Source organism: Micrococcus sp. UYEF5 (assembly GCF_040546065.1).
GTDB classification, from domain to species: domain Bacteria; phylum Actinomycetota; class Actinomycetes; order Actinomycetales; family Micrococcaceae; genus Micrococcus; species Micrococcus luteus.
In genome coordinates this window covers 90903-112511 of the sequence record NZ_JBEPNB010000001.1, presented here as the reverse complement: position 1 = coordinate 112511, position 21609 = coordinate 90903, and the positions used below count along the sequence as shown (strand labels likewise).

Sequence of the window (21609 nt, the reverse complement as noted above, 5' to 3'; positions counted from 1 at the left end):
CGCGCGGCGCGGACGTCGAGCCGCCTCACCCGTGGCGGGGCCCGATCGGCAGCCTCACCCCCCGTGGAACCGCCGGGTCAGCGCCGCCAGCTGCGGCGCAGCACCGTTCGCATGGCCATGCGCTGGGCCGCGCCACGAACCCGCGCCCGCCGGGCGGCGGCCCCCTCGGGCAGGCGGATCATGCCCTCCTGGGCGACCGTGGCCACGAGAGTCCCGTCCTCGGCGAACACGGCGCCCGTGCCGAGGCCGCGCGCGCCCTGGGCGCTGGGGGAGTCCTGGACGTAGAGCAGCCACTGGTCGACGCGGGCGGGCCGGTGGAACCACATCGCGTGGTCGAGGGAGGCCGCGGACATGCCGGGCTGGATCCAGGCCACGCCGTGCTGCCGCAGGATCGGCTCGAGGAGCGTGTAGTCCGAGGCGTAGGTGAGCGCCGCCAGGTGCAGCGCGGGGTCGTCCGCCAGGGGCGTGAAGGTCTTCATCCACACCATGTTGCGGTTCTCGGTCTCCGCGGCCGGGTCCACATAGATGGCCGGGGTGACGTGGCGGATGTCGAACGGCCGGGACCAGGCCCACTCCTGGGCCACGGGGTGGTTGATGCCGCCCAGCACGTCCGCCGTCGTGGGCAGGTCCTCGGGCCGGGGCACTCCCTCCGGCATGGCCACCTGGTGGTCCAGCGCGCTGCCGGCGGGCTCCTGGAAGGAGCAGGTCAGGGCGAGGATGGCCTTCTCGTTCTGGGAGGCCAGCACCCGGCGGACGGAGAAGGAGCGGCCGTCCCGCAGCGTCTCGACGGTGAACGTGATGGGCTGCAGCGCGTCCCCGGGGCGGATGAAGTAGCCGTGGAGCGAGTGGGCGGGGCGGGCGGCCGGCACCGTGCGGGAGGCGGCCGCCAGCGCCTGGGCGAGCACCTGGCCGCCGAACACCCGGCCGTGCGTCTGGCGGGGGGTCGTGCCCGTGAAGCGGACCTGACCCGTCACCGGGTCCTGCGCGGCCGGCGTCAGCTCCAGGATCCCGCGCAGCACGTCGGTGGGGTCCTTCGGGGCCGAGGCCGGGCGGGCCGGTGCGCGACCGGGGCGGGGACGGGGATGGCGCTGCGGCACGAACGGCTCCTTCGACGTGGATGGACCCCGCGACGGCGGGGCGGCCCGGGACGCGACGGACCTGGGACAATGCTTGCATGACCGAGCACTCCGCCGCCGCACCAGTCCTCCGCTTCGTCGACGACCGCGCTGTGCGGGACCTCGAGCAGCTGGCCACCCGCGCCCGTCGCGTCGCCGACACGGGGATGCGCCTGCACGTCGTGCCTGAGGCAGGGCGCTCCCGCACCCCGATGCTCGCCCAGTGGGTCTCCGTGCTGCAGCCGGCCGGGCTCGGAGACGGGGTGCCCGTCGTCCTGGGGTTGCGCACCGTGCCCCTGGCGACCGCCGACGGCGTGGCGGAGCTGGACGCCGTCGTCGCCCTGGGCTCCGTCACCGAGCGCACCGCCCGGATGCGCGGCCAGGACCCCGTCGACCTGGCCTTCGCCGTGCCGCCGGGCCGCGAGCACGTCACCTGGACCGCGCTGACCCCGCCGCGCGGTGGCTGGACGCCCGTGGCCGAGGTCGCCGATGAGGAGCTGACCGAGGTGGCCACGCGCGGCGCCGACGCCGTGCGGGACGCCCTGCCCGAGAACCCGGGGGAGGCGCTGGTCCGTAAGGTCCGGGCGCAGATGTGGGGACCCCTGCTCGGGGGCGAGGCGCTGCAGTTCCCGGCCGGCATGGCCTTCGGCGCGCACGCGCTGGGCTTCCTGCGGCCCGGCGGCCGCGCCCGGCTCAGCACGGCGGGGCCGTGGACGCGCCTGGACACCCCCGGCGGCTTCGTACTGGGCCGCCCCGCCATGGCGGTGTGAGCCCACGCCCCATGTCGGGGCGCGGACCGCGGGCCGGTCAGGCCGAGTTCTGCAGGGAGTGGGCGGCCCGCTCCAGGTAGTCCCAGAGTTCGGCCTCGTGCAGCGGTGACAGCTCCAGCGTGTCCACGGCGGCGCGCATGTGGCGCAGCCACGCGTCGCGCGCGGCCGGGTCGATCCGATACGGGGCGTGGCGCATGCGCAGGCGGGGGTGGCCGCGCTCCTCGGAGTACGTCCGCGGTCCGCCCCAGTACTGCTCCAGGAACATCAGCAGCCGGCGCTGGGCGCCCTCGAAGTCGTCCTGCGGATACATCGGGGCGAGGATCTCGTCCTCGCGCACGCGGGCGTAGAACTCGGCGGTCAGCCGGTCGAAGGTCGGGCGGCCGCCGACGGCGTCGTAGAAGCTGGTGGCCTGACCGGGCGCGGCCGGGGTCCCCGGGGTCGCACCGGCGGGGCCCGCCGCGGCGTCGCGGGCGCGCACCTGGTCCACCGGGGCGGGGGTGCCCTCGTGCATCACCGGCTCGACCTCGGTGGGCCGCTCCGCCAGGCCCGTCACACGGGACGGGCCCTTGGCGACGCGCGGCCGCAGCACCGCCAGGGGGGCGCCCAGGCGCGCGGAGTGGTCCGGCAGCGTCGGCGTGCCGGTGGGCGGGGCCTCGGGGCGGGCCGGCTCGACGGCGACCGGGGCTGAGAGCGAGTTCGCGATGAAGCACAGCCGGTGCGCCTCGGCGTGGAGGGCCTCGGCCCGCTCCCGGTCGGCCTCGTCCTGCAGCGTGACCTCGGGCCGCAGCGTGATCGCGATGAACCGCCCGGCGCCGTCGCCGTCCACCTCGAGCTCGCCCTCGACCCCGCACGTCATCCCCGTGACCACGACCCCGGAGGTCGCCGCGACATGGAGGTACGAGAGCACGTGGCACTCGGCGAGCGCGCCGAGCAGGAGGGTCTCCGGGTTCCACTTCGAGTCGTCGCCGCGGAAGGGGCGGGCGGCCGAGGCCTGGATCTCGCCGACGGCGGCGTCCTGGATCACCACGGAGCGGTCGTAGTCGCGGACGCCGGAGGTGCCCGAGCCGCGGTCGCCCGTCCACTCGGTGCGCAGGGAGAAGGTGTGCTTCATGGGTTCCAGCCTAGCCAGCCCGCGCCTCGACGGCGGCGGGGGCGGTGCTGGAGGGCATCTTCCGTGGAATGCCCACCAGCCCCCGCCCGGTTCAGGCCCCGGCGTGGACCTGATGCACGTGCGCCGTCGCGTGCTCGCGCGCGGCCAGGGCGCGGATCGTCTCGTCCCGGCCCTCGGCGAGGACGCGGGACAGCCCCGCGCGGGTGTCGGCCAGCCGCTCGGACAGGGCGGTGGCGCGGTCGGCGATCTCCGGGGTGACCTGGGCGGTCGGGTAGCCCAGCGTCGCGGCGGTCTCGGCCATCTCGTGAGAACGGGAGTCCCACATCGCCTCGACGCCCTCGAAGTAGGCGTCCGCGAAGGGCGCGATCAGCGCGGCGTCATGGACCCGGGCGAACCCGATCAGGGCCTGGCGCTGCTCCGTGTTGGACAGTTCGCCGGCCATCACCCGGTCCCAGACCGCGCGCTTCGCCTCGGCCGTCGGCACGGCGGCCCGGGCCTGGATCGCGGCGAGCGCGCCCGTGGCGGTCGCGTCGGCGCGCTCGGCCTCGGCGATCTCGGCCTCCCCGGCGCGGCCGGCCGCCACCAGCGCGGTGAGCAGCTCCCAGCGCAGGTCCGTGGTGAGGTCCAGCCCGGGCACGGTGCGGGTGCCGTCGACGAGGGCGGACAGGCGGTCCAGCTGCGCCGTGGTGCGCGCGTGCAGGGCGAACGCCTTGACGAACTGCAGCTGGTTGTCCGAGCCGTCCTCGGCCTCCGCGACGAGGCCCCACAGACGGTCGGCCGCCGCGACCCGCACGGCCTCGGCCTGGTCCTCGGGCAGGTACAGGCCGATCGCCGTCGCGAGCTGGCGCAGCAGCGTCTGCACCACGGAGGAGTCCCGCTCGTGGCCGACGTTGGCGAGGACGAGGTCGACGAACCAGGCGGCGGAGGCCTCGCCGTCGCGCACGGTGTCCCAGGCCGCCCCCCACAGCAGCGTGCGCGCCAGGGAGCCGTCCACATCCTTCAGACGGGTGGACGCGGCCTCCCACGAGGCGTCGTCGAGGCGCAGCTTGGCGTAGGCCAGGTCGTCGTCGTTGGGCAGGATCACGGCGGGACGACGGCGGGCGGCGGCCTCGACGACCTCGGTCACCTCCCCGGCCACGTCGAGCTCGAAGCGCTCGGTGCGGATCAGGCGGCCGGTGGCCTCGTCCACGTCGTAGAAGCCCACGGCCAGACGGTGGGGGCGGAGCACGTCGTCGCCGGGCGCCGACGGTGAGCCGTCCGGGGCGCTCTGGCGCAGACGCAGCGCGGTGATGGTGCCGGCCTCATCCGTCTCCACCTCGGTGCGCAGCGTGTTCACGCCCGAGGTCTCGAGCCACACGCGGGTCCATTCGGCCAGGTCGCGGCCGGACGCGGCCTCGAGCTCGGTCATGAGGTCCGGCAGCTCCGTGTTCTGCCACGCGTGCTTGGCGATGTACGCGCGGACGCCGACCATGAAGTTCTCCTGGCCCACCCAGGCCACGAGCTGGCGGAGCACCGAGGCGCCCTTGGCGTAGGTGATGCCGTCGAAGTTGACGAGCACGTCGTCGAGGTCGCGGATCCGGGCCTTGATGGGGTGCGTGGACGAGAGCTGATCCTGGCGGTAGGCCCAGTTCTTCTCCATGGAAGAGAAGGTGGTCCAGGCGCTGGTGTACTGCGTGTTCTCGGCGGCGGCGAGCGTGGACATGAACTCGGCGAAGGACTCGTTGAGCCACAGGTCGTTCCACCAGCGCATGGTGACCAGGTCGCCGAACCACATGTGGGCCAGCTCGTGGAGGATGGTGATGGCGCGGCGCTCGATCAGCGCCTCCGGCACGGTCCCGCGGAAGACGTACGACTCGAGGAAGGTCACACAGCCGGCGTTCTCCATCGCGCCGGCGTTGAACTCGGGCACGAACAGCTGGTCGTACTTCTCGAACGGGTAGGCGTGGCCGTACTGGGCCTCGAAGAACTCGAAGCCCTGGCGGGTGAGCTCGAAGACGTTCTCCGCGTCCAGGTGCTCCACCAGCGACGCGCGGCAGTAGACGCCGAGGGGGATCGTGCGGCCGTCGGCGCTGGTCAGCTCCGAGTGCACGGAGGCGTACGGGCCGGCGACGAGCGCGGTGATGTAGGAGGGGATGCGCGGGGTGGGCTTGAACTCCCAGACCGCGGCGTCCACCCCCTGCGGGTTCTCCTCGTTCGCCACGACGCCGAGGGTGCGGCGGGAGGCCTCCGGCTGGTTGGACACCACGGCCCAGTGCGCCGGCGCGGTCACCGTGAAGCGGAACGCGGCCTTGAGGTCGGGCTGCTCGAACACCGCGAACATGCGGCGGGAGTCCGGCACCTCGAACTGGGTGTAGAGGTAGACCTCCTGGTCCACGGGGTCCACGAACCGGTGCAGGCCCTCGCCGGTGTTGCTGTAGTCCCCGAGCCCGTCGACCACGAGGGTGTTCTGCGCCGCCAGCGGGCCGATCCGCAGTCGGGCGCCGTCGAAGTCCGCCACGTCCAGGGCCTCGCCGTTGAGGGTCACCGTGGGAGCCTGCTCCGCCACGAAGTCGATCCACGTGTGGGTGCCCACCGCGTCCTGCGTGGCCGCGAACGTCACGGTGGTGGCCGTGTGGAAGTGCTCCGCTCCGCGGGTGAGGTCCAGGCTCACCTCGTACGCGTCCACGGTGAGGGCGGCCGCGCGCGCGGCGGCCTCTTCGCGGGTGATGTTCATGGCGGCGGCGGTGGTCACGGTCGGACTCCTCCTGGGGTCGGGTGGATGCGGCACGGCCGGGACCTGTGATGGGGGCCACGGCACGGTGCTCCCCAGTGTGCCACCTGGCCCGGACGTCGTCGTCGGCCTCTGGATGCCCCGCCCCTCACTAGACTGGCGGGGACCCCGAGCCACCGCCCCTAAGGAGTCTGCGCATGCGCGTCCACATCGCCACCGACCACGCCGGCATGGAGCTGTCCGCCCACCTGGTGGAGCACCTCACCGCCGCTGGCTACGAGATGGTGGACCACGGACCCACCGAGTACGACGCGCAGGACGACTACCCGGGCTTCTGCATCAACGCCGCCCGCGCCGTCGTCGCCGACCGCGAGCAGGGACTGGACTCGCTCGGCATCGTGCTGGGCGGCTCCGGCAACGGCGAGCAGATCGCCGCCAACAAGGTGGCCGGCGTCCGAGCCGCCCTGGCCTGGAACCTGGACACGGCGCGGCTGGCCCGCGCGCACAACGACGCGAACGTCGTGGCCGTCGGCGGTCGACAGCACTCGCTCGAGGAGGCCACCGAGCTCATCGAGGCGTTCCTGGCCGAACCGTTCTCCCAGGACGAGCGCCACGTGCGCCGCATCGGGAAGATCGCGCACTACGAGACCACCGGAGAGGTGCTGATGTGAGTGCCTGAGGGCCACTCCGTCCACCGTCTCGCGCGCCAGTTCACCGACGTCTTCGGCGGCCGCCGGATCCGCGCCACGAGTCCGCAGGGCCGCTTCGCCGAGGGGGCCGCCCTGCTCGACGGCCAGGTCCTGAAGCGCGCCCGGGCCCACGGCAAGCACTTCTTCGCCGACGTCTCCGGCGGCCACGTGCTCCACGTCCACCTGGGCATGTACGGGGCGTGGACCTTCGGCGGGGATCAGGACTTCGCGGCCGCGTCCTCGATCGGCGCACCCCGCCGGATCGGCGAGCGGGAGGTCCACGACGACGGCGCCCCGGCCGCCGAGCCCGCTCGCGACGCCGACGGCTGGGTCCAGCCCCCGCCGCCGGCCGCCACGGTCCGGCTGCGACTGCGCGCCGAGCACGGCTGGGCCGACCTGATCGGCGCGAGCCGGTGCCGCGCGCTCACTCCGGCCGAGGCTGCCGACGTCGTCGCCGGCCTGGGCCCGGATCCGCTGAGCGACGACGATCCCGCGCCGTTCTACGACCTCGCCCGGCGGACACGGCGGCCGATCGGCGTCGTGCTGATGGACCAGGCGGCCGTCAGCGGGATCGGCAACATCTTCCGGGCCGAGGCGCTGTTCCGCGCCGGCATCGACCCGTGGCGGCCGGCCCGGGAGGTCTCCGCGTCGGACCTGGCATTCCTCTGGGCGGACAACGCCGCGCTCATGCGGGAGGGCGTGCGGCTCGGGCGGATCGTCACCACGCGGCCCGAGCACCGGCCGGGGATCCCTGCCGAAGCGGCCTGGCCCGAGCATGCGAACTACGTGTACCAGCGGCAGGGCCTGGCCTGCCTCGTGTGCGGGCGCGAGACGATCGTGGTGGAGGAGATGGCGGCCCGGAAGCTCTACCGGTGCCTCACCTGTCAGAGCTGAGGGGCCTGTAGCAGGCCCGACCGGGCACAGCGGTCAAGGCACCGGCGCGGACGACGACGCACCCGAGAAAGCCATGAGCCGGGCCATCGTGTGCACACGATGACCCGGCTCATGAGGTCCGGAGGGGATGACGGGAATCGAACCCGCGTAGCCAGTTTGGAAGACTGGGGCTCTACCATTGAGCTACATCCCCGCGGGGCCGCGCTCGGCGCGGACCAGCGGCTGACACCGTATCACGGCGGGCCCGCGTCGGCCGTGGGGGAAGAGGCATGATGCACGGCTCCCGTCCCGCCCTCCGCAGGGCCGCGTCCGCCCTCGCCGGCCGTCGTCCCCTGTCCCTGCGCGGCGCCACCGTCCTCGTGACGGGCGGCGCGTCCGGCATCGGTCGACTGATCGCCCTGGGGGCCGCGCGCCGCGGCGCGGGCCGCGTCGTCGTCTGGGACCTCGACCTGCAGGGGGCTGAGGCCGTCGCCGCCGAGATCCGGTCTCAGGGCGCGGACGCCCAGGCCGAGCGCGTGGACGTGACGGACGCGGCCGCCGTCGAGGCCGCCGCCGCCCGCGCCGGAGAGGTGGACGTCGCCGTGAACAACGCGGGCGTCGTGACGGGAGCGCGCCTCGAGGACGCCACGGAGGACGGCATCCGCCGCACCTTCGAGGTGAACGCACTCGCGCCGTACTGGCTGACCCGGGCGGTCCTGCCCGGAATGCGGGCCCGGGACCGCGGGGCCGTGGTCACGGTGGCCTCGGCTGCGGGATTGGTCGGCGTCGCACGCCAGACGGACTATTCCGCCACCAAGCACGCCGCGGTCGGGTTCGCCGAGTCCCTCGCCGCGGAGCTGCGCAAGGACGGCAGCCGCGTCACCTCCCTGGCCGTCTGCCCCTTCTACATCGACACCGGGATGTTCGCGGGCGTGCGCAGCCGGGTGCCCTGGCTGCTGCCCGTGCTGGATCCGCACCACGTGGCGCAGGAGGTGCTGGACGCCGTCGAGGCCGGCCGCACCCGCCTGCTGCTCCCGCGCGCCGTCGGCCTGATCGCGCCCCTGCGCGCCCTGCCGGCGCCCGTCTTCGACCGCACGATGGACGTCCTCGGGGTCAACGCCACGATGGACGGCTTCACGGGCCGGCGATCGCGGCTTTTCGCGGGGCGCGAGACGGCGCGCTAGGATTCCACAGTCTGCCCTCGGGCAGTCCCTCGGGTGCCCGGCGAGCCTCCACCGCGTGAGCCCGCCGGCGTCGGGGACGACGGCGGGGTGTAGCTCAGCTTGGTAGAGCGCGCGCTTTGGGAGCGTGAGGCCGCAGGTTCAAATCCTGTCACCCCGACTCGACGTCAAGACCATCCACCACCACCAACAGGAGTCATCCGTGGTCAAGTCCACCGCAGAGAACCTCAGCCCGACCCGCGTCAAGCTGACCGTCGAGGTGCCGTTCGAGGAGGTGAAGCCCGCCCTGGACAAGGCGTTCAAGGACATCGCCAACCAGGTGCAGATCCCGGGCTTCCGCAAGGGCAAGATCCCGGCACGTCTGATCGAGCAGCGCTTCGGCCGCGAGATCGTCGTGGACCAGGCCGTCAACGAGGGCCTGAACACCTGGTTCTCCGCCGCCATCGCCGAGGCCGAGCTCACCCCGATCTCCCGCCCCGAGGTCGACGTGACCGCCACCCCGGACGCGGAGAACGCCGAGGGCCCGGTGGCCTTCACCGCCGAGTTCGACGTGCGCCCGACCATCGAGCTGCCCGACTACAAGGGCCTCAAGGTGACGGTGGAGCCCGCCCAGGCCACCGAGGAGGACGAGCAGAAGGCCCTCGACGCCCTGCGCTCGCGCTTCGGTTCCCTCAAGGACGTGGACCGCCCGGCCGCGCAGGACGACTTCGTCACGATGAACCTGACCGCCACGGTCGACGGCGAGCAGGTCGACCAGGCCGAGGGCCTGTCCTACCAGGTGGGCGCCGGCACCATGCTCGAGGGCATCGACGAGGCCCTCGACGGCCTGTCCGCCGGCGAGGACGCCACCTTCGAGACCACGCTCAACGGCGGCGAGCACGACGGCGAGACCGCCGTGGTCAAGCTGGAGCTGACGGCCGTCAAGGAGCGCGAGCTGCCCGAGGCCGACGACGAGTTCGCCCAGCTGGCCTCCGAGTTCGACACCATCGCCGAGCTCAAGGAGGACCTGAAGAAGCAGGCCGCCGAGGAGGCCGTGAACCGCCAGGGCGTCGAGGCCCGCGACAAGGTCCTCGAGGAGCTGGCCAAGCTCGTCGAGGTCCCGGTGCCGGACGGCGTCATCGCCGAGCAGGTCGAGCAGCACTTCTCCGCCGGCGGCCACACCGCGGGCGACGACCACGACACCGCCGAGCACCGTGCCGAGCTCGAGCAGAACACCCGCGAGGCGTTCGCCAACGAGGTCATCCTGGACGAGGTCGCCGAGGCCGAGGAGGTCACGGTCGACCAGGGTGAGCTGATCGAGTACATCATCGCCACCTCCTCCGAGTACGGCATGGACCCGAACCAGTTCGCCATGATGCTCGACCAGGGCGGGCAGATCCCGATGATCATGGGCGAGGTCCGCCGCCGCAAGGCCCTGGCCAAGGTCCTCGAGTACGCCGAGGTCACCGACACCGACGGCAAGGCCGTGGACCTGACGGCGTTCGTGACCCCGGGCGGCCAGGAGGCCCTCGACGCTGAGGCCGAGGGCGCCGAGGCCGAGGGCGCCGACGAGGCGGAGGAGAAGCCCGCCGAGAAGGCCCCGGCCAAGAAGAAGTCGACGGCCAAGAAGGCCCCGGCCGAGCAGGCCGACGACGCCGAGGCGGCCGAGCAGGCCTGATCCCGGCCGGTGGGGACGCACCCCCGCCGAGCCACGACGACGGCGCCCCCGCCCACGCCGGTGGGGGCGCCGTCGTCGTCCCGGGGCCCCGGTGGGCGGCCCCGGGCGGGGTCCGCGACAACCTGCGCCAACAGCGAAACGCCGACGGCGTCCCGCGCGCTGGCCCGGACGCCCGGCTAGTGTCGGACTCGATCAGGGACCCGTCCGTCCGCGCGAGCGGCCGCCGTTCGGGAGGCCCGTGGACATCTCGACAGGAAGGCGGAAGTGATGACCGACATCACCCCCAGCATGCGTTCGGTGGACCCGGCGCAGCGCGAGGATTTCCTCTACACCCAGCTGCTGAAGTCGCGCATCGTCTGGCTGGGCGAGGACGTCCGTGACGACAACGCCAACGCGATCTGCTCCCAGCTGCTCCTGCTCTCGGCCGAGGACCCGGAGAAGGACATCTACCTGTACATCAACTCCCCGGGCGGCTCCGTCACCGCGGGCATGGCGATCTACGACACGATGCAGTACATCCCCAACGACGTCGTGACGGTGGCCACCGGCCTCGCCGCGTCCATGGGCCAGTTCCTGCTCGCCTCCGGCACCAAGGGCAAGCGCTACGCCACCCCCCACGCCCGCGTGCTGATGCACCAGCCCTCCGGCGGCATCGGCGGCACCGAGTCGGACATCCGCATCCAGGCCCAGCTGATCCTGCACATGAAGCAGGTGATGGCGGAGCTGACCGCCGAGCAGACCGGCCAGTCCGTGGAGACCATCCTCGAGGACAACGCGCGTGACAAGTGGTTCACCGCGCAGGAGGCCCTCGAGTACGGCTTCATCGACCACATCGCCGACCGTGCCGCGTCCGTGACCGGCGGCGGCGGCGTCCGGGGCTGAGCCCGGCCCGGACCGTCCCGACCCTCTCCAGGAGACCAAGAATGACCCAGTTCCCCGCCGGGCTCCCCACCGGGATGCCCTCCCTGCCCACGCCGGACGCGCGCTACATCCTCCCGCAGTTCGAGGAGCGCACCCCCTACGGCTTCAAGCGTCAGGACCCCTACGCCAAGCTCTTCGAGGACCGCATCGTCTTCCTCGGCGCGCAGGTGGACGACGCGTCGGCCGACGACGTGATGGCCCAGCTGCTCGTGCTCGAGGCGATGGACTCCGAACGTGACATCACCCTGTACATCAACTCGCCGGGCGGCTCGTTCACGGCCATGACGGCGATCTACGACACCATGCAGTTCATCCGCCCCGAGGTGCAGACCGTGTGCCTGGGCCAGGCCGCCTCCGCCGCGGCCGTGCTGCTGGCCGCGGGCGCCCCCGGCAAGCGTCTGGCGCTGCCCAACGCGCGCGTGCTGATCCACCAGCCGGCGATGCAGGGCGACCGCGGCACCGCCACGGACCTGCAGATCCACGCCCAGGAGATCAACCGGATGCGCGTGTGGATGGAGGAGACGCTGGCCTCCCTCACCAACCGCACGCCCGAGGAGGTCTCGCAGGACATCGACCGGGACAAGTTCCTCTCGGCCGAGCAGGCCCTCGAGTACGGCCTCGTGGACGAGGTCCTCGCCTCCCGCAAGATCACCCGCCCGTCTGCCTGACCGACGACGCCCGCCGAGGGGTCCGGCCGCGCGGCCGGGCCCCTCGGCGCCGACCGGGGACCCGGTCCCTTAACGTGTCCGTCCACGGCCGTATGCTGGACGGAATCTGACAGCGACGACGCCCGCGCGGGGCGGACGTCTCCGCCCGGCCTTCGAGGAGTACCACCATGGCGCGTATCGGAGAGAGCGCTGACCTGCTGAAATGCTCGTTCTGCGGGAAGAGCCAGAAGCAGGTGCGCAAGCTCATCGCCGGCCCGGGTGTCTACATCTGCGACGAGTGCATCGAGCTGTGCAACGAGATCATCGAGGAGGAGCTCGGCGAGGCGGCGGAGGCGGACGAGACCGTCCTGCCCACCCCGCAGGAGATCTTCGACCACCTCGAGAGCTTCGTGATCGGTCAGGAGGCGGCCAAGCGTTCCCTCGCCGTCGCCGTGTACAACCACTACAAGCGCGTGCGTGGGCCGCAGGCGCGGGGCGGTGACCTGGCCGACCGCCTCACCGAGCGGGACGACCTCGCGGACGTCGAGGTCGGCAAGTCGAACATCCTCATGGTCGGCCCCACCGGCTCCGGCAAGACGTATCTCGCGCAGACCCTCGCCCGGCGGCTCAACGTCCCGTTCGCGGTCGCGGACGCCACCAGCCTCACCGAGGCCGGCTATGTGGGCGAGGACGTGGAGAACATCCTCCTCAAGCTCATCCAGGCCGCGGACTACGACGTGAAGAAGGCCGAGCAGGGCATCATCTACATCGACGAGATCGACAAGATCTCGCGGAAGTCCGAGAACCCCTCCATCACCCGGGACGTCTCCGGCGAGGGGGTGCAGCAGGCCCTGCTGAAGATCCTCGAGGGCACGGTGGCGTCGGTGCCGCCGCAGGGCGGGCGCAAGCACCCCCACCAGGAGTTCCTGCAGATCGACACGTCCAACGTGCTGTTCATCGTGGCGGGCGCGTTCGCGGGCCTGGACGAGATCATCGGTTCCCGTGCCGGACGCAAGGGCATCGGGTTCGGCGCGCCCCTGAACCACCTGGGCGCGGGGGACGTCACCTACGCGGACGTGCGGCCGGAGGACCTGCTGAAGTTCGGCCTCATCCCCGAGTTCATCGGCCGCCTGCCCGTGATCACCACTGTCGAGGACCTCACGCACGAACAGCTCGTGCGGGTGCTGACCGAACCGAGGAACGCCCTGCTCAAGCAGTACCAGAAGATGTTCCTCATGGACGGCGTGGAGCTCGAGTTCGAGCAGGACGCCCTGGACGCCGTCGTCGCCCAGGCCGAGGCCCGCGGCACCGGCGCCCGCGGCCTGCGCTCCATCATGGAGAACGTCCTCAAGCCCGTGATGTTCGAGCTGCCCTCCCGTTCGGATGTGGGCACGGTCGTCATCTCCGGGGACGTGGTGCGCGGCGAGGCCGAGCCCACGCTCATCCCGGCCGAGGTGGAACGACGTCGACGCGGCCGGAGCGCCTGACCGCCGTCGCCCAGCAGGACCGACCGGAGCCGAGACGGCTCCCTGACCGCAAGGAGCACAGCATGACCGACACCACGCAGCAGCCCACCGTCGACTTCTACTTCGACGCCACGTGCCCGTTCGCCTGGATCACCTCCCGGTGGATCCTGGAGGTCCAGAAGGTGCGCGACGTGCGGGTGGTCTTCAAGATCATGTCGCTCGCCGTCCTGAACGAGGGCCGCGACCTGGACCCCGACTACCTGGCCCGCCTCGAGAAGGCCTGGCTGCCGGCCCGCGCCGCCGTGCAGGTGCGCGAGCGGCACGGTGCCGAGGCGCTCGGCCCGTGGTACACCGCGGTCGGCACCCGCATCCACGAGCAGGGCCGCACGGACTACGAGGCCGTGGTGGCCGAGGCCCTCGAGGAGCTGGGCCACGACGCGGACATCCTGGACGCCGCCCGCACCGACGTGGCCGACGAGCAGCTGCGCGCCAGCCAGAAGGAGGCGGAGGACCTCGTGGGCAACGACGTCGGCACGCCCGTCGTGGCGTTCAACGGCACGGCCTTCTTCGGTCCCGTGATGACCCGCATCCCGCGCGGCGAGGAGGCGGGCCGCATCTTCGACGGCGCCGTCGCCCTGGCCGACTTCCCGTACTTCTACGAGATCAAGCGGGCCCGCACCACGGATCCGCAGTTCGACTGAGCCCCCGGCTCGCACGAGACCGGCCCCACACCTTCAGCGCGAAGGTGTGGGGCCGGCGTCGTCGGGGTGCGGGGCGGCGGGGGTCAGCTGCGCGCCACTCTGCCGGCCGCGCGGATCAGGGGGACCTGCAGGGGCAGCCGCCCGAGGGAGACCAGTTGCGCCGGCCAGGGCCGGCGTCGCCACCGCCAGGCCATCCACGCATTGCCGGGCCACACGCCGAGGAAGAGCGCCTGCGCGGCGCGTCCGCCCGCGCGCCGGGTGCGCGGGACGGCCAGCAGACCCGCCACGGCCAGCTCGGCCACGCCGGAGCCGTGGGTCCACGCGCGGGCCGAGCCGGGCAGGAACGGCGGGATCAGCCCGTCGAAGGGCTCAGGTCGGACGAAGTGGAGCACGCCCATGGCGGCGAGGGCGGCGGACATCCGCCGGGCGGAGGAGTCGCAGGCGCGGCGGCCGGCCGGGGCGGGATCGGGTGTCGGTCTCATCCTCTCAGTGTCCACCCCTGCCGCGGTGACCGCACTGCGACATGCGGCAGGAGCACGACCGGGAGGTGCACCACGACACCCCCGGGAGGGCCGCCTCCCGACGAACTCCGATCCGGCGGCGGACTGTCCGACGCGTGCTGTGCCCTACCGGATCCGGGCCACGAACATCCCACGCTGACGGCAGACTCGGGTTTGCAGCACGGGCGCGACGACGGCCCCGCCGCCCGTGATGGGCGACGGGGCCGTCGTCGTGCCGCGTGCGCTCCCGAGACACCGTCCGGGAACGCGCGGCGCGGGTCAGTCGTCGTCGACCGGTGCGAGCTGCACGTCGGAGACGGTCAGGGGCGCGGACTCGCCGGCCTCGCCCTGCGTGAGGGACAGGTCCGCGATGTTGCCGGCCGCCTTGAGGTCCGCCAGGCCGCCGCGCAGCTTCTCGAGCCAGTCGGCCGGTCCGGTCACCACGGCGGAGCGCACCTCGGTCCGCTGCTTCACCTTGGCCTCGGACTTCGCCTTGCGGATGCCACCCAGGACCTGCGCCACGGTGGGCAGGACCTCGGCGTCGCCGGCGGAGGCGGCGAAGGACAGGGCCGCCACCTCGTCCGCGGCGCCCGGCCACGCGGCGGTGTGCACGGAGCCGGCGCGCCACCAGCTCCACACCTCCTCGGTGGCGAACGGCTGGAACGGGGCCAGCAGACGCAGCAGGGCGTCCAGGGTGGTGGCCAGCGTGGTCACCACCGAGGCCTGCTCGGCCTCGCCGTGGCCACCGTAGGCACGGTCCTTCACGAGCTCCACGTAGTCGTCCGTGAAGGCCCAGAAGAACTGCTCGGTCACGTTGAGGGCACGCGCGTAGTCGTAGGCCTCGAACGCGCGGGTCGCCTGCTCCACGGTGGCCGCGAGGCGCGTCAGCAGGGAGGCGTCCAGCGGGTTGGTGACGGCCGCGGCGTCGTCGGCCGTACGGATGACGGCGTCCTGCGTGGCGCCCAGGTTCAGCACGAACTTGGCGGCGTTGAGCAGCTTGATGGCCAGGCGGCGGCCGATCTTCATCTGCGCCACCTCGTAGGCGGTGTCCGCGCCGAGGCGGGCCGAGGCGGCCCAGTAGCGGACGGCGTCCGAGCCGAACTGGTCCAGGATGTCGGTCGGGACCACCACGTTGCCCTTGGACTTGGACATCTTCTTGCGGTCCGGGTCGAGGATCCAGCCGGAGAGCGCGGTGTCCGTCCACGGCACGGAGCCGTTGAGGGCGTGGGCGCGCACCACGGTGGAGAACAGCCAGGTGCGGATGATGTCGTGGCCCTGCGGGCGCAGATCGAACGGGAAGACGTTGTTGAAGAACGCCTCGTCACGGGACCAGCGGCCCACGATCTGCGGGGTCAGCGAGGAGGTGGCCCAGGTGTCCAGGACGTCCGGGTCGCCGGTGAAGCCGCCGGGGACGTCGCGCTGGTCCTCGGAGTAGCCCGGGGCGGCCTCGGCGGCCGGGTCCACGGGGAGCTGCTCGTCGGCCGGGAGGATCGGGTTCTCATAGTCGGGCTCACCCTCCGCGTCCAGCGGGTACCAGACCGGGATCGGCACCCCGAAGAAGCGCTGGCGGGAGACGAGCCAGTCACCGTTGAGGCCCTCGACCCAGTTCTCGTAGCGGTGGCGCATGTGCTCCGGGTGCCAGGAGAGCTCGCGGCCGCGCTCGATCAGCTCCGCGCGGCGGTCGGCGTCGCGGCCGCCGTTGCGGATGTACCACTGGCGGGAGGTGACGACCTCGAGCGGCTTGTCGCCCTTCTCGTAGAAGTTCACGGCGTGCATGATCTTCTTCGGCTCTCCGTCCAGCAGGCCGGCCGCGGTGAGGGCGTCCACCACACCCTGCTTGGCGGAGAACACGGTCTTGCCGGCCACGGTGTCCGCATAGGCCTGTCGGCCGGCGTCCGTGGTGATCCACTCGGGGGCGTCGGCGGCGAACCGGCCGTCACGGCCGATCAGGGTGCGGGTGGGCAGCTGCAGCTCGCGCCACCAGGTGACGTCGTTGAGATCGCCGAAGGTGCAGACCATGGCGATGCCGGAGCCCTTGTCCGGCTTGGCCAGCGGGTGCGGGAAGACCTCCACCTCCACGCCGTACAGCGGGGAGGTGACGGTCGTGCCGAACAGGTGCTGGTAGCGCTCGTCGTCCGGGTGGGCGACCAGGCCGGAGCAGGAGGCCAGCAGCTCGGGGCGGGTGGTCTCGATGAAGACCTGCTCGCCGTCCGCAGCGGTGAAGGCGTAGCGGTGGTAGGCGCCGGGGACCTCGCGGTCCTCGAGCTCGGCCTGGGCCACGGCGGTGCGGAAGGTCACGTCCCACATGGTGGGGGCCTCGGCCAGATAGGCGTCGCCCGAGGCGATGCCGGCCAGGAAGGCGCGCTGGGAGACGGCGCGGGAGACGTCGTCGATGGTCCGGTAGGTCATGTCCCAGTCGACGGACAGGCCGAGACGGGTGAAGAGGTCCTCGAAGACCTTCTCGTCCTCGACGGCGAGCTCCTCGCAGAGCTCGATGAAGTTCCTGCGGGAGATCACGTCCCAGTCGCGCTGGTTCTTCGCCGGCTTCTCCGGCGGGCGGTAGCCCTCCACGTACGGCTTGGCGGGGTCGCAGCGGACGCCGTAGTAGTTCTGCACACGGCGCTCGGTGGGCAGGCCGTTGTCGTCCCAGCCCATCGGGTAGAACACGTTCTTGCCGTTCATGCGCTGGTAGCGGGCGAGCACGTCGGTCTGCGTGTAGGAGAAGACGTGGCCCACGTGCAGCGAGCCGGAGGCGGTCGGCGGGGGAGTGTCGATCGAGTAGACCTGTTCGCGGGTGGTCTGCGTGTCGAACGCGTAGGTGCGCTCGTCGGCCCAGCGGGCGGTCAGCTTCTCCTCGAGGCCCTCGAGGGCCGGCTTGTCCGGCACGGCCACGGCGCCGGCGGCGGGGGTGGACGGGGTCGATGCGTCGATGGGCGTGTCTGTGCCCTGCGTGTTCTCAGCCATGCCCGCCATCCTCCCATGACCGGGGCGGCGGGCCGGGCCTGCGACGATGCCCGGGACGTCCCGCCCTTCCAGTCGGTCGACCTGGCGGAGGTGAACGGGGCGGTGCTCCGAACGGCACGGCTCGGCTACGGTCGGAGGCGTGAGCCACACCCATGAACCTGCGAAGAACCCCGCCCGCGCCGCCGTCGTGACGGGGGCCACGAGCGGCATCGGCCGCGCCACGGCCCTCGAGCTCGCCCGCCGCGGCTGGCGCGTGTACGCCGTCGGCCGCCGGGCCGAGCGCCTCGAGACCCTCGCTGCCGACGCCCGGGCCGAGGGCGTGAGCGGCGACGTCGTCCCCGCCGCCCTGGACGTCACGGACGAGGCCGCCGTCGCCGCGCTGGCCTCGCGCGTCGAGGCCGACGGCGGCGCCGACACCCTCGTCAACATCGCCGGCGGAGCGCTCGGCACGGACGCGGTGGGCGTGGGCGACCGCGCCGACTGGGAGTGGATGTACCGCGTCAACGTGCTCGGCACCCTGACGATGTGCCAGGCGTTCCTGCCCATGCTCCGCGCCCACGGCGAGGGCACCGTGCTCAACCTGACCTCGACCGCCGCCGTCACCGCCTACGAGGGCGGCGCCGGCTACAACGCCGCGAAGATGGGCCAGCACGGGCTCACCGGCGCGCTGCGCCTGGAGGAGGCCGAGCACAACGTGCGGGTGATCGAGGTGCTCCCGGGCATGGTCCACACCGAGGAGTTCTCCCGCAACCGCCTGGGCGGCGACCAGTCCGCCGCGGACGCCGTGTATGCGGGCGTGGAGAAGCCGCTCACCGCCGAGGACGTCGCCGAGGTGTGCGTCCACGCCGTCGAGCTGCCCCACCACGTGAACCTGGATCAGATCGTGATGCGGCCGGTCGCCCAGGCCGCCCAGCACAAGGTGATCCGCCGGTGAGCGGCGGGCCGCAGAACGTGTGGGCCGACGCGGTGGGCTCGGCATGAGCGCGCCCGTGCTGCACGTGATCGCCTGCGCCCACGGCACGCACGACGCGGCCGGCCGCGACGTGATCGACGGCCTCCGTGCCGACCTGGCGGCCCTCCTGGCCGCCGAGGGGCCGGGCGCCCAGGTCCACGAGGCCTACGTGGACGTGCAGAGCCCCTCCCTCGACGAGGTCGTGGCGGCCCTGCCCCCGGGGGAGCCGGCCGTGATCGTGCCGCTGCTGCTGTCCCTGGGCCATCACGTCCACCACGACATCCACCACGCCGCAGCCGCCCGACCCGGCACGATCGCCGCCGCACCGCTGGCCGGGGCCGGGGACGACGTCGAGCCGCGCCTGGTGACCGTTCTGGCCGAGCGGGTGGCCCGGGCGGTGCCGGCCGGTGAGGCCGCGACATCGGACGTCATCCTGGCGGCGGCCGGCACCCGCGCCGCGGACGGCCAGGCCCAGGTGCACGCCCTGGCCGGGGCCCTGGCCCGGGCCACGGGACTGCCCGTGACCGCGGCGTTCGGGGCGGCGGCGACCCCCCGTGTGCCCGACGCCGTCGCCCGGGTGCACGCCGCCGGCCGTCGCGCCGTGGTGGCCGCCCACCTGCTGGCCCCCGGGTACTTCCACGACCGGCTCGGCGAGGCCGGCGCGGACGCGGTCACCGACCCCCTGCTGCCGCATCCGCTGGTGGCGCGGATCGCCCTGGACCGGCTGCGGTCCGCCCTCGTAGAGGCCCCGAGGGGAGCCGCCGGAGGCCGCTGAGCCGTCCGTCACACGACCGGGGCCGGACCGGGTCCCCGCCGCGGCCCGGCCCCGGGAACGTGACGAACCGCGTCGACGATCTTGGGGCCGGCATGCCGGGTTCCTAGCGTGGCGGCCATGACCCAGGTGAACGAGACGTCGAGGCCGGCGCGCACTCCGCGCCGTCCCTCCGCCAAGCCGCACGGCCAGTGGAAGGTGGACGGGACCGCCCCCCTGAACCACAACGAGGAGTTCAAGCAGCAGGACGACGGCCTGAACGTCCGCGAGCGCATCGAGCAGGTCTACGCCCACGAGGGCTTCGACTCGATCCCCTCGGACGACCTGCACGGCCGCTTCCGCTGGTGGGGCCTGTACACCCAGCGTCGGCAGGGGATCGACGGCGGCAAGACCGCCACCCTGGAGCCCCACGAACTCGAGGACCGCTACTTCATGCTGCGCGTGCGCATCGACGGCGGCGACCTCACCACCGAGCAGCTGCGCGTGATCGGCGGGATCTCCACCGACTTCGGCCGTGACACCGCGGACATCACCGACCGGCAGAACGTCCAGCTGCACTGGATCCGCGTCGAGGACGTCCCCGAGATCTGGCGGCGCCTGGAGTCCGTGGGCCTGTCCACCACCGAGGCCTGCGGCGACGTGCCGCGCGTGATCCTCGGCTCACCGGTGGCCGGGATCGCCGCGGACGAGATCATCGACCCCACGCCCGTGATCCGGGAGATCGCGGACCGCTGGATCGGCGACCTCGAGATCTCCAACCTGCCCCGCAAGTTCAAGACCGCCATCACCGGACACCCCTCCCAGGACGTGGTCCACGAGATCAACGACGTCTCCCTGATCGGCGTGGTGCACCCCGAGCTGGGCCCCGGTTACGACCTGTGGGTCGGCGGCGGCCTGTCCACGAAGGCCCGCCTGGCCGACCGGATCGGTGCCTTCGTCTCGGCCGAGCGCGCCCCCGAGGTGTGGCACGCCGTCGTGAGCATCTTCCGTGACTACGGCTACCGGCGCCTGCGCAACAAGGCCCGCATGAAGTACCTGCTCGAGGACTGGGGGCCGGAGAGGTTCCGCACCGTGCTGGAGGAGGAGTACCTCGGCTACGCCCTGCCCGACGGACCCGCCCCGGCCCCGCCCACCCGTCCCGGCGACCACGTGGGGGTCCACGAGCAGAAGGACGGCCGCTTCTACATCGGCGCCGCCCCCGTCGTCGGCCGCTCCAGCGGCACCACCCTCACCGCCCTCGCGGACCTGCTCGAGGCCCACGGCTCCACGCGGCTGCGCACCACCCCCCACCAGAAGATCGTGGTGCTGGACGTGGAGCGGGACCGGGTGGACGCCGTCGTGGCCGGCTTGAAGGAGCTGGGACTGGACCCGGAGCCGTCCGTATTCCGCCGCTCCACCATCGCCTGCACGGGCCTGGAGTTCTGCAAGCTCGCCATCGTGGACACGAAGGACACCGCCACCGCCGCGATCGCCCAGCTCGAGGAGCGCCTGGCCGACCTCGCCGACCGCCTCCCCGAGCGGCTGAGCCTGCATGTGAACGGCTGCCCCAACTCCTGCGCCCGCATCCAGACCGCGGACATCGGCCTGAAGGGCCAGCTGCTCCCGGACGACGACGGCGGCCAGACGCCCGGCTTCCAGGTCCACCTGGGCGGCGGGCTGGCCTCCGTGGACCGCGCCGAGGCCGGCCTCGGACGCAGCGTCCGCGGCCTGAAGGTCCGCGCGGACGGGCTGGTCGACTACGTCGAGCGCGTCGTCCGCCGGTACGACGAGCAGCGTGAGCCGGGCGAGACCTTCGCCCGGTGGGCGCACCGAGTCGACGAGGAGGCCCTCCGATGAGCACCGTTCCCCCCACCCGTCCGACCGAGGACCTCGAGCGCCTGCAGGCGCTCGCGGAGTCCGGCGCCGCCGAGCTCGGCTGGGACGCCCCCGCCGAGGCGGTGGTCGACTGGGCCGCCCGCCATGTGGACCTCCGCCGGGCGGCCGTGGCCTGCTCCATGGCCGACGCCGTCCTGCCGCACCTGGTGGCGCAGCGGATGCCCGGCGTGGACGTCCTCTTCCTGGACACCGGCTACCACTTCACCGAGACGCTCGCGACGCGCGACGAGGTGGCCCGCCGCCTCGCCGTCACCGTGGTGGACGTGCTCCCGGAGCTGACCGTGGCCGAGCAGGACGAGCGCCACGGCAAGGACCTGTTCGCCCGCGACCCGGGGCTGTGCTGCGCGATGCGCAAGGTCGAGCCCCTCAACCGGGCGCTGGCCGGATACGACCTGTGGTTCACCGGCGTCCGCCGGGACGAGGCGCCGACGCGCACGAACACCCCGCTGGTGGGCTGGGACGAGGCCCACGGCATGGTCAAGGTCAACCCCGTCGCCCCGTGGAGCTTCGACGACCTGGTCGGCTACGCCACGGACCACGACGTGCCCGTGAACCTGCTCCTGCAGAACGGCTACCCCTCGATCGGCTGCCGCCCCTGCACCCGCCCCGTCGCCCCCGGGGAGGACCCCCGAGCCGGGCGCTGGGCCGGGACCGCGAAGACCGAGTGCGGCATCCACGTCTGAGCGCCGCACCCGAGACAGACCA

Annotated in this window: 18 protein-coding genes, 2 tRNA genes and 1 pseudogene; 14 read left to right on the top strand and 7 right to left on the bottom strand. The window is 72.9% G+C overall.

The window, feature by feature from the left end:
- Positions 1-77 precede the first annotated feature (77 nt).
- The gene (locus tag ABIB16_RS00545) at positions 78-1097 is read right to left on the bottom strand and encodes an acyl-CoA thioesterase (RefSeq protein ID WP_041104809.1); all 1020 of its coding nucleotides are present in this window, start codon (positions 1095-1097) and stop codon (positions 78-80) included.
- 77 nt (positions 1098-1174) lie between these two features.
- Between ABIB16_RS00545 and ABIB16_RS00540 the strand changes: the two genes are divergently transcribed.
- Positions 1175-1885 (top strand): DUF8185 domain-containing protein, encoded by a 711-nt coding sequence (locus ABIB16_RS00540; RefSeq protein ID WP_041104807.1) that lies wholly within the window; start codon positions 1175-1177, stop codon positions 1883-1885.
- 37 nt (positions 1886-1922) lie between these two features.
- Here the strand turns inward: ABIB16_RS00540 and ABIB16_RS00535 are convergent, their stop codons facing one another.
- From ABIB16_RS00535 to pepN, 3 genes and pseudogenes are all read right to left on the bottom strand, one after another.
- Complete coding sequence (locus ABIB16_RS00535) at positions 1923-2396, bottom strand: globin (protein ID WP_218832338.1); 474 nt, start codon at positions 2394-2396, stop codon at positions 1923-1925.
- Between the two features lie 168 nt (positions 2397-2564).
- A pseudogene (locus ABIB16_RS00530) lies at positions 2565-2996 on the bottom strand (OsmC family protein); the annotation flags it as partial.
- 91 nt (positions 2997-3087) lie between these two features.
- Positions 3088-5709, bottom strand: coding sequence for an aminopeptidase N (gene pepN, locus ABIB16_RS00525; RefSeq protein WP_268259566.1), 2622 nt, complete (start codon positions 5707-5709; stop codon positions 3088-3090).
- Positions 5710-5903: 194 nt separating this feature from the next.
- Between pepN and ABIB16_RS00520 the strand changes: the two genes are divergently transcribed.
- Together ABIB16_RS00520 and ABIB16_RS00515 are read left to right on the top strand one after the other, a co-directional pair.
- Positions 5904-6377: a ribose-5-phosphate isomerase gene (locus ABIB16_RS00520; RefSeq protein ID WP_044659097.1), complete on the top strand. Its 474-nt coding sequence runs from the start codon at positions 5904-5906 to the stop codon at positions 6375-6377.
- Positions 6378-7289 (top strand): Fpg/Nei family DNA glycosylase, encoded by a 912-nt coding sequence (locus tag ABIB16_RS00515; RefSeq protein ID WP_095353778.1) that lies wholly within the window; start codon positions 6378-6380, stop codon positions 7287-7289. It begins immediately after the preceding gene.
- Between the two features lie 122 nt (positions 7290-7411).
- On the opposite strand, the gene ABIB16_RS00510 is transcribed toward ABIB16_RS00515, so the two are convergent.
- Positions 7412-7482: transfer RNA gene (locus tag ABIB16_RS00510), tRNA-Gly, on the bottom strand.
- A gap of 76 nt (positions 7483-7558) precedes the next feature.
- Between ABIB16_RS00510 and ABIB16_RS00505 the strand changes: the two genes are divergently transcribed.
- The 7 genes from ABIB16_RS00505 to ABIB16_RS00475 all read left to right on the top strand — a co-directional run bounded on the left by ABIB16_RS00505 (position 7559) and on the right by ABIB16_RS00475 (position 13841).
- Positions 7559-8452, top strand: a complete 894-nt coding sequence (locus tag ABIB16_RS00505; protein ID WP_095353779.1) for an SDR family oxidoreductase — start codon at positions 7559-7561, stop codon at positions 8450-8452.
- A gap of 83 nt (positions 8453-8535) precedes the next feature.
- Positions 8536-8609: transfer RNA gene (locus ABIB16_RS00500), tRNA-Pro, on the top strand.
- A 42-nt stretch (positions 8610-8651) separates the two neighbouring features.
- Entirely contained in the window at positions 8652-10106 is a 1455-nt protein-coding gene (tig, locus tag ABIB16_RS00495; protein ID WP_041104794.1) for a trigger factor, read from the top strand.
- 267 nt (positions 10107-10373) lie between these two features.
- A complete protein-coding gene (locus ABIB16_RS00490; protein ID WP_169577765.1) occupies positions 10374-10988 on the top strand; it encodes a ClpP family protease in 615 nt (204 codons plus the stop codon).
- Positions 10989-11029: 41 nt separating this feature from the next.
- Positions 11030-11695 (top strand): ATP-dependent Clp protease proteolytic subunit, encoded by a 666-nt coding sequence (locus ABIB16_RS00485; protein ID WP_041104792.1) that lies wholly within the window; start codon positions 11030-11032, stop codon positions 11693-11695.
- Positions 11696-11862: 167 nt separating this feature from the next.
- The gene (gene clpX, locus ABIB16_RS00480) at positions 11863-13161 is read left to right on the top strand and encodes an ATP-dependent Clp protease ATP-binding subunit ClpX (RefSeq protein WP_036316877.1); all 1299 of its coding nucleotides are present in this window, start codon (positions 11863-11865) and stop codon (positions 13159-13161) included.
- A gap of 62 nt (positions 13162-13223) precedes the next feature.
- The gene (locus tag ABIB16_RS00475; RefSeq protein ID WP_036316880.1) at positions 13224-13841 is read left to right on the top strand and encodes a mycothiol-dependent nitroreductase Rv2466c family protein; all 618 of its coding nucleotides are present in this window, start codon (positions 13224-13226) and stop codon (positions 13839-13841) included.
- Between the two features lie 83 nt (positions 13842-13924).
- On the opposite strand, the gene ABIB16_RS00470 is transcribed toward ABIB16_RS00475, so the two are convergent.
- On the bottom strand, positions 13925-14260 hold the full coding sequence (locus tag ABIB16_RS00470) for a DoxX family protein (RefSeq protein ID WP_036316984.1): 336 nt from the start codon (positions 14258-14260) through the stop codon (positions 13925-13927).
- Between the two features lie 360 nt (positions 14261-14620).
- Positions 14621-17305, bottom strand: a complete 2685-nt coding sequence (valS, locus tag ABIB16_RS00465) for a valine--tRNA ligase (RefSeq protein ID WP_044659095.1) — start codon at positions 17303-17305, stop codon at positions 14621-14623.
- A gap of 139 nt (positions 17306-17444) precedes the next feature.
- Between valS and ABIB16_RS00460 the strand changes: the two genes are divergently transcribed.
- The 4 genes from ABIB16_RS00460 to ABIB16_RS00445 all read left to right on the top strand — a co-directional run bounded on the left by ABIB16_RS00460 (position 17445) and on the right by ABIB16_RS00445 (position 21587).
- A complete protein-coding gene (locus ABIB16_RS00460) occupies positions 17445-18239 on the top strand; it encodes an SDR family oxidoreductase (protein WP_044659094.1) in 795 nt (264 codons plus the stop codon).
- Positions 18240-18282: 43 nt separating this feature from the next.
- The gene (locus ABIB16_RS00455) at positions 18283-19032 is read left to right on the top strand and encodes a sirohydrochlorin chelatase (protein ID WP_036316890.1); all 750 of its coding nucleotides are present in this window, start codon (positions 18283-18285) and stop codon (positions 19030-19032) included.
- A gap of 117 nt (positions 19033-19149) precedes the next feature.
- A complete protein-coding gene (locus ABIB16_RS00450) occupies positions 19150-20865 on the top strand; it encodes a nitrite/sulfite reductase (RefSeq protein WP_036316987.1) in 1716 nt (571 codons plus the stop codon).
- A complete protein-coding gene (locus ABIB16_RS00445) occupies positions 20862-21587 on the top strand; it encodes a phosphoadenylyl-sulfate reductase (RefSeq protein WP_036316893.1) in 726 nt (241 codons plus the stop codon). Before ABIB16_RS00450 ends, ABIB16_RS00445 begins: the two co-directional genes overlap by 4 nt.
- Positions 21588-21609: the final 22 nt, after the last annotated feature.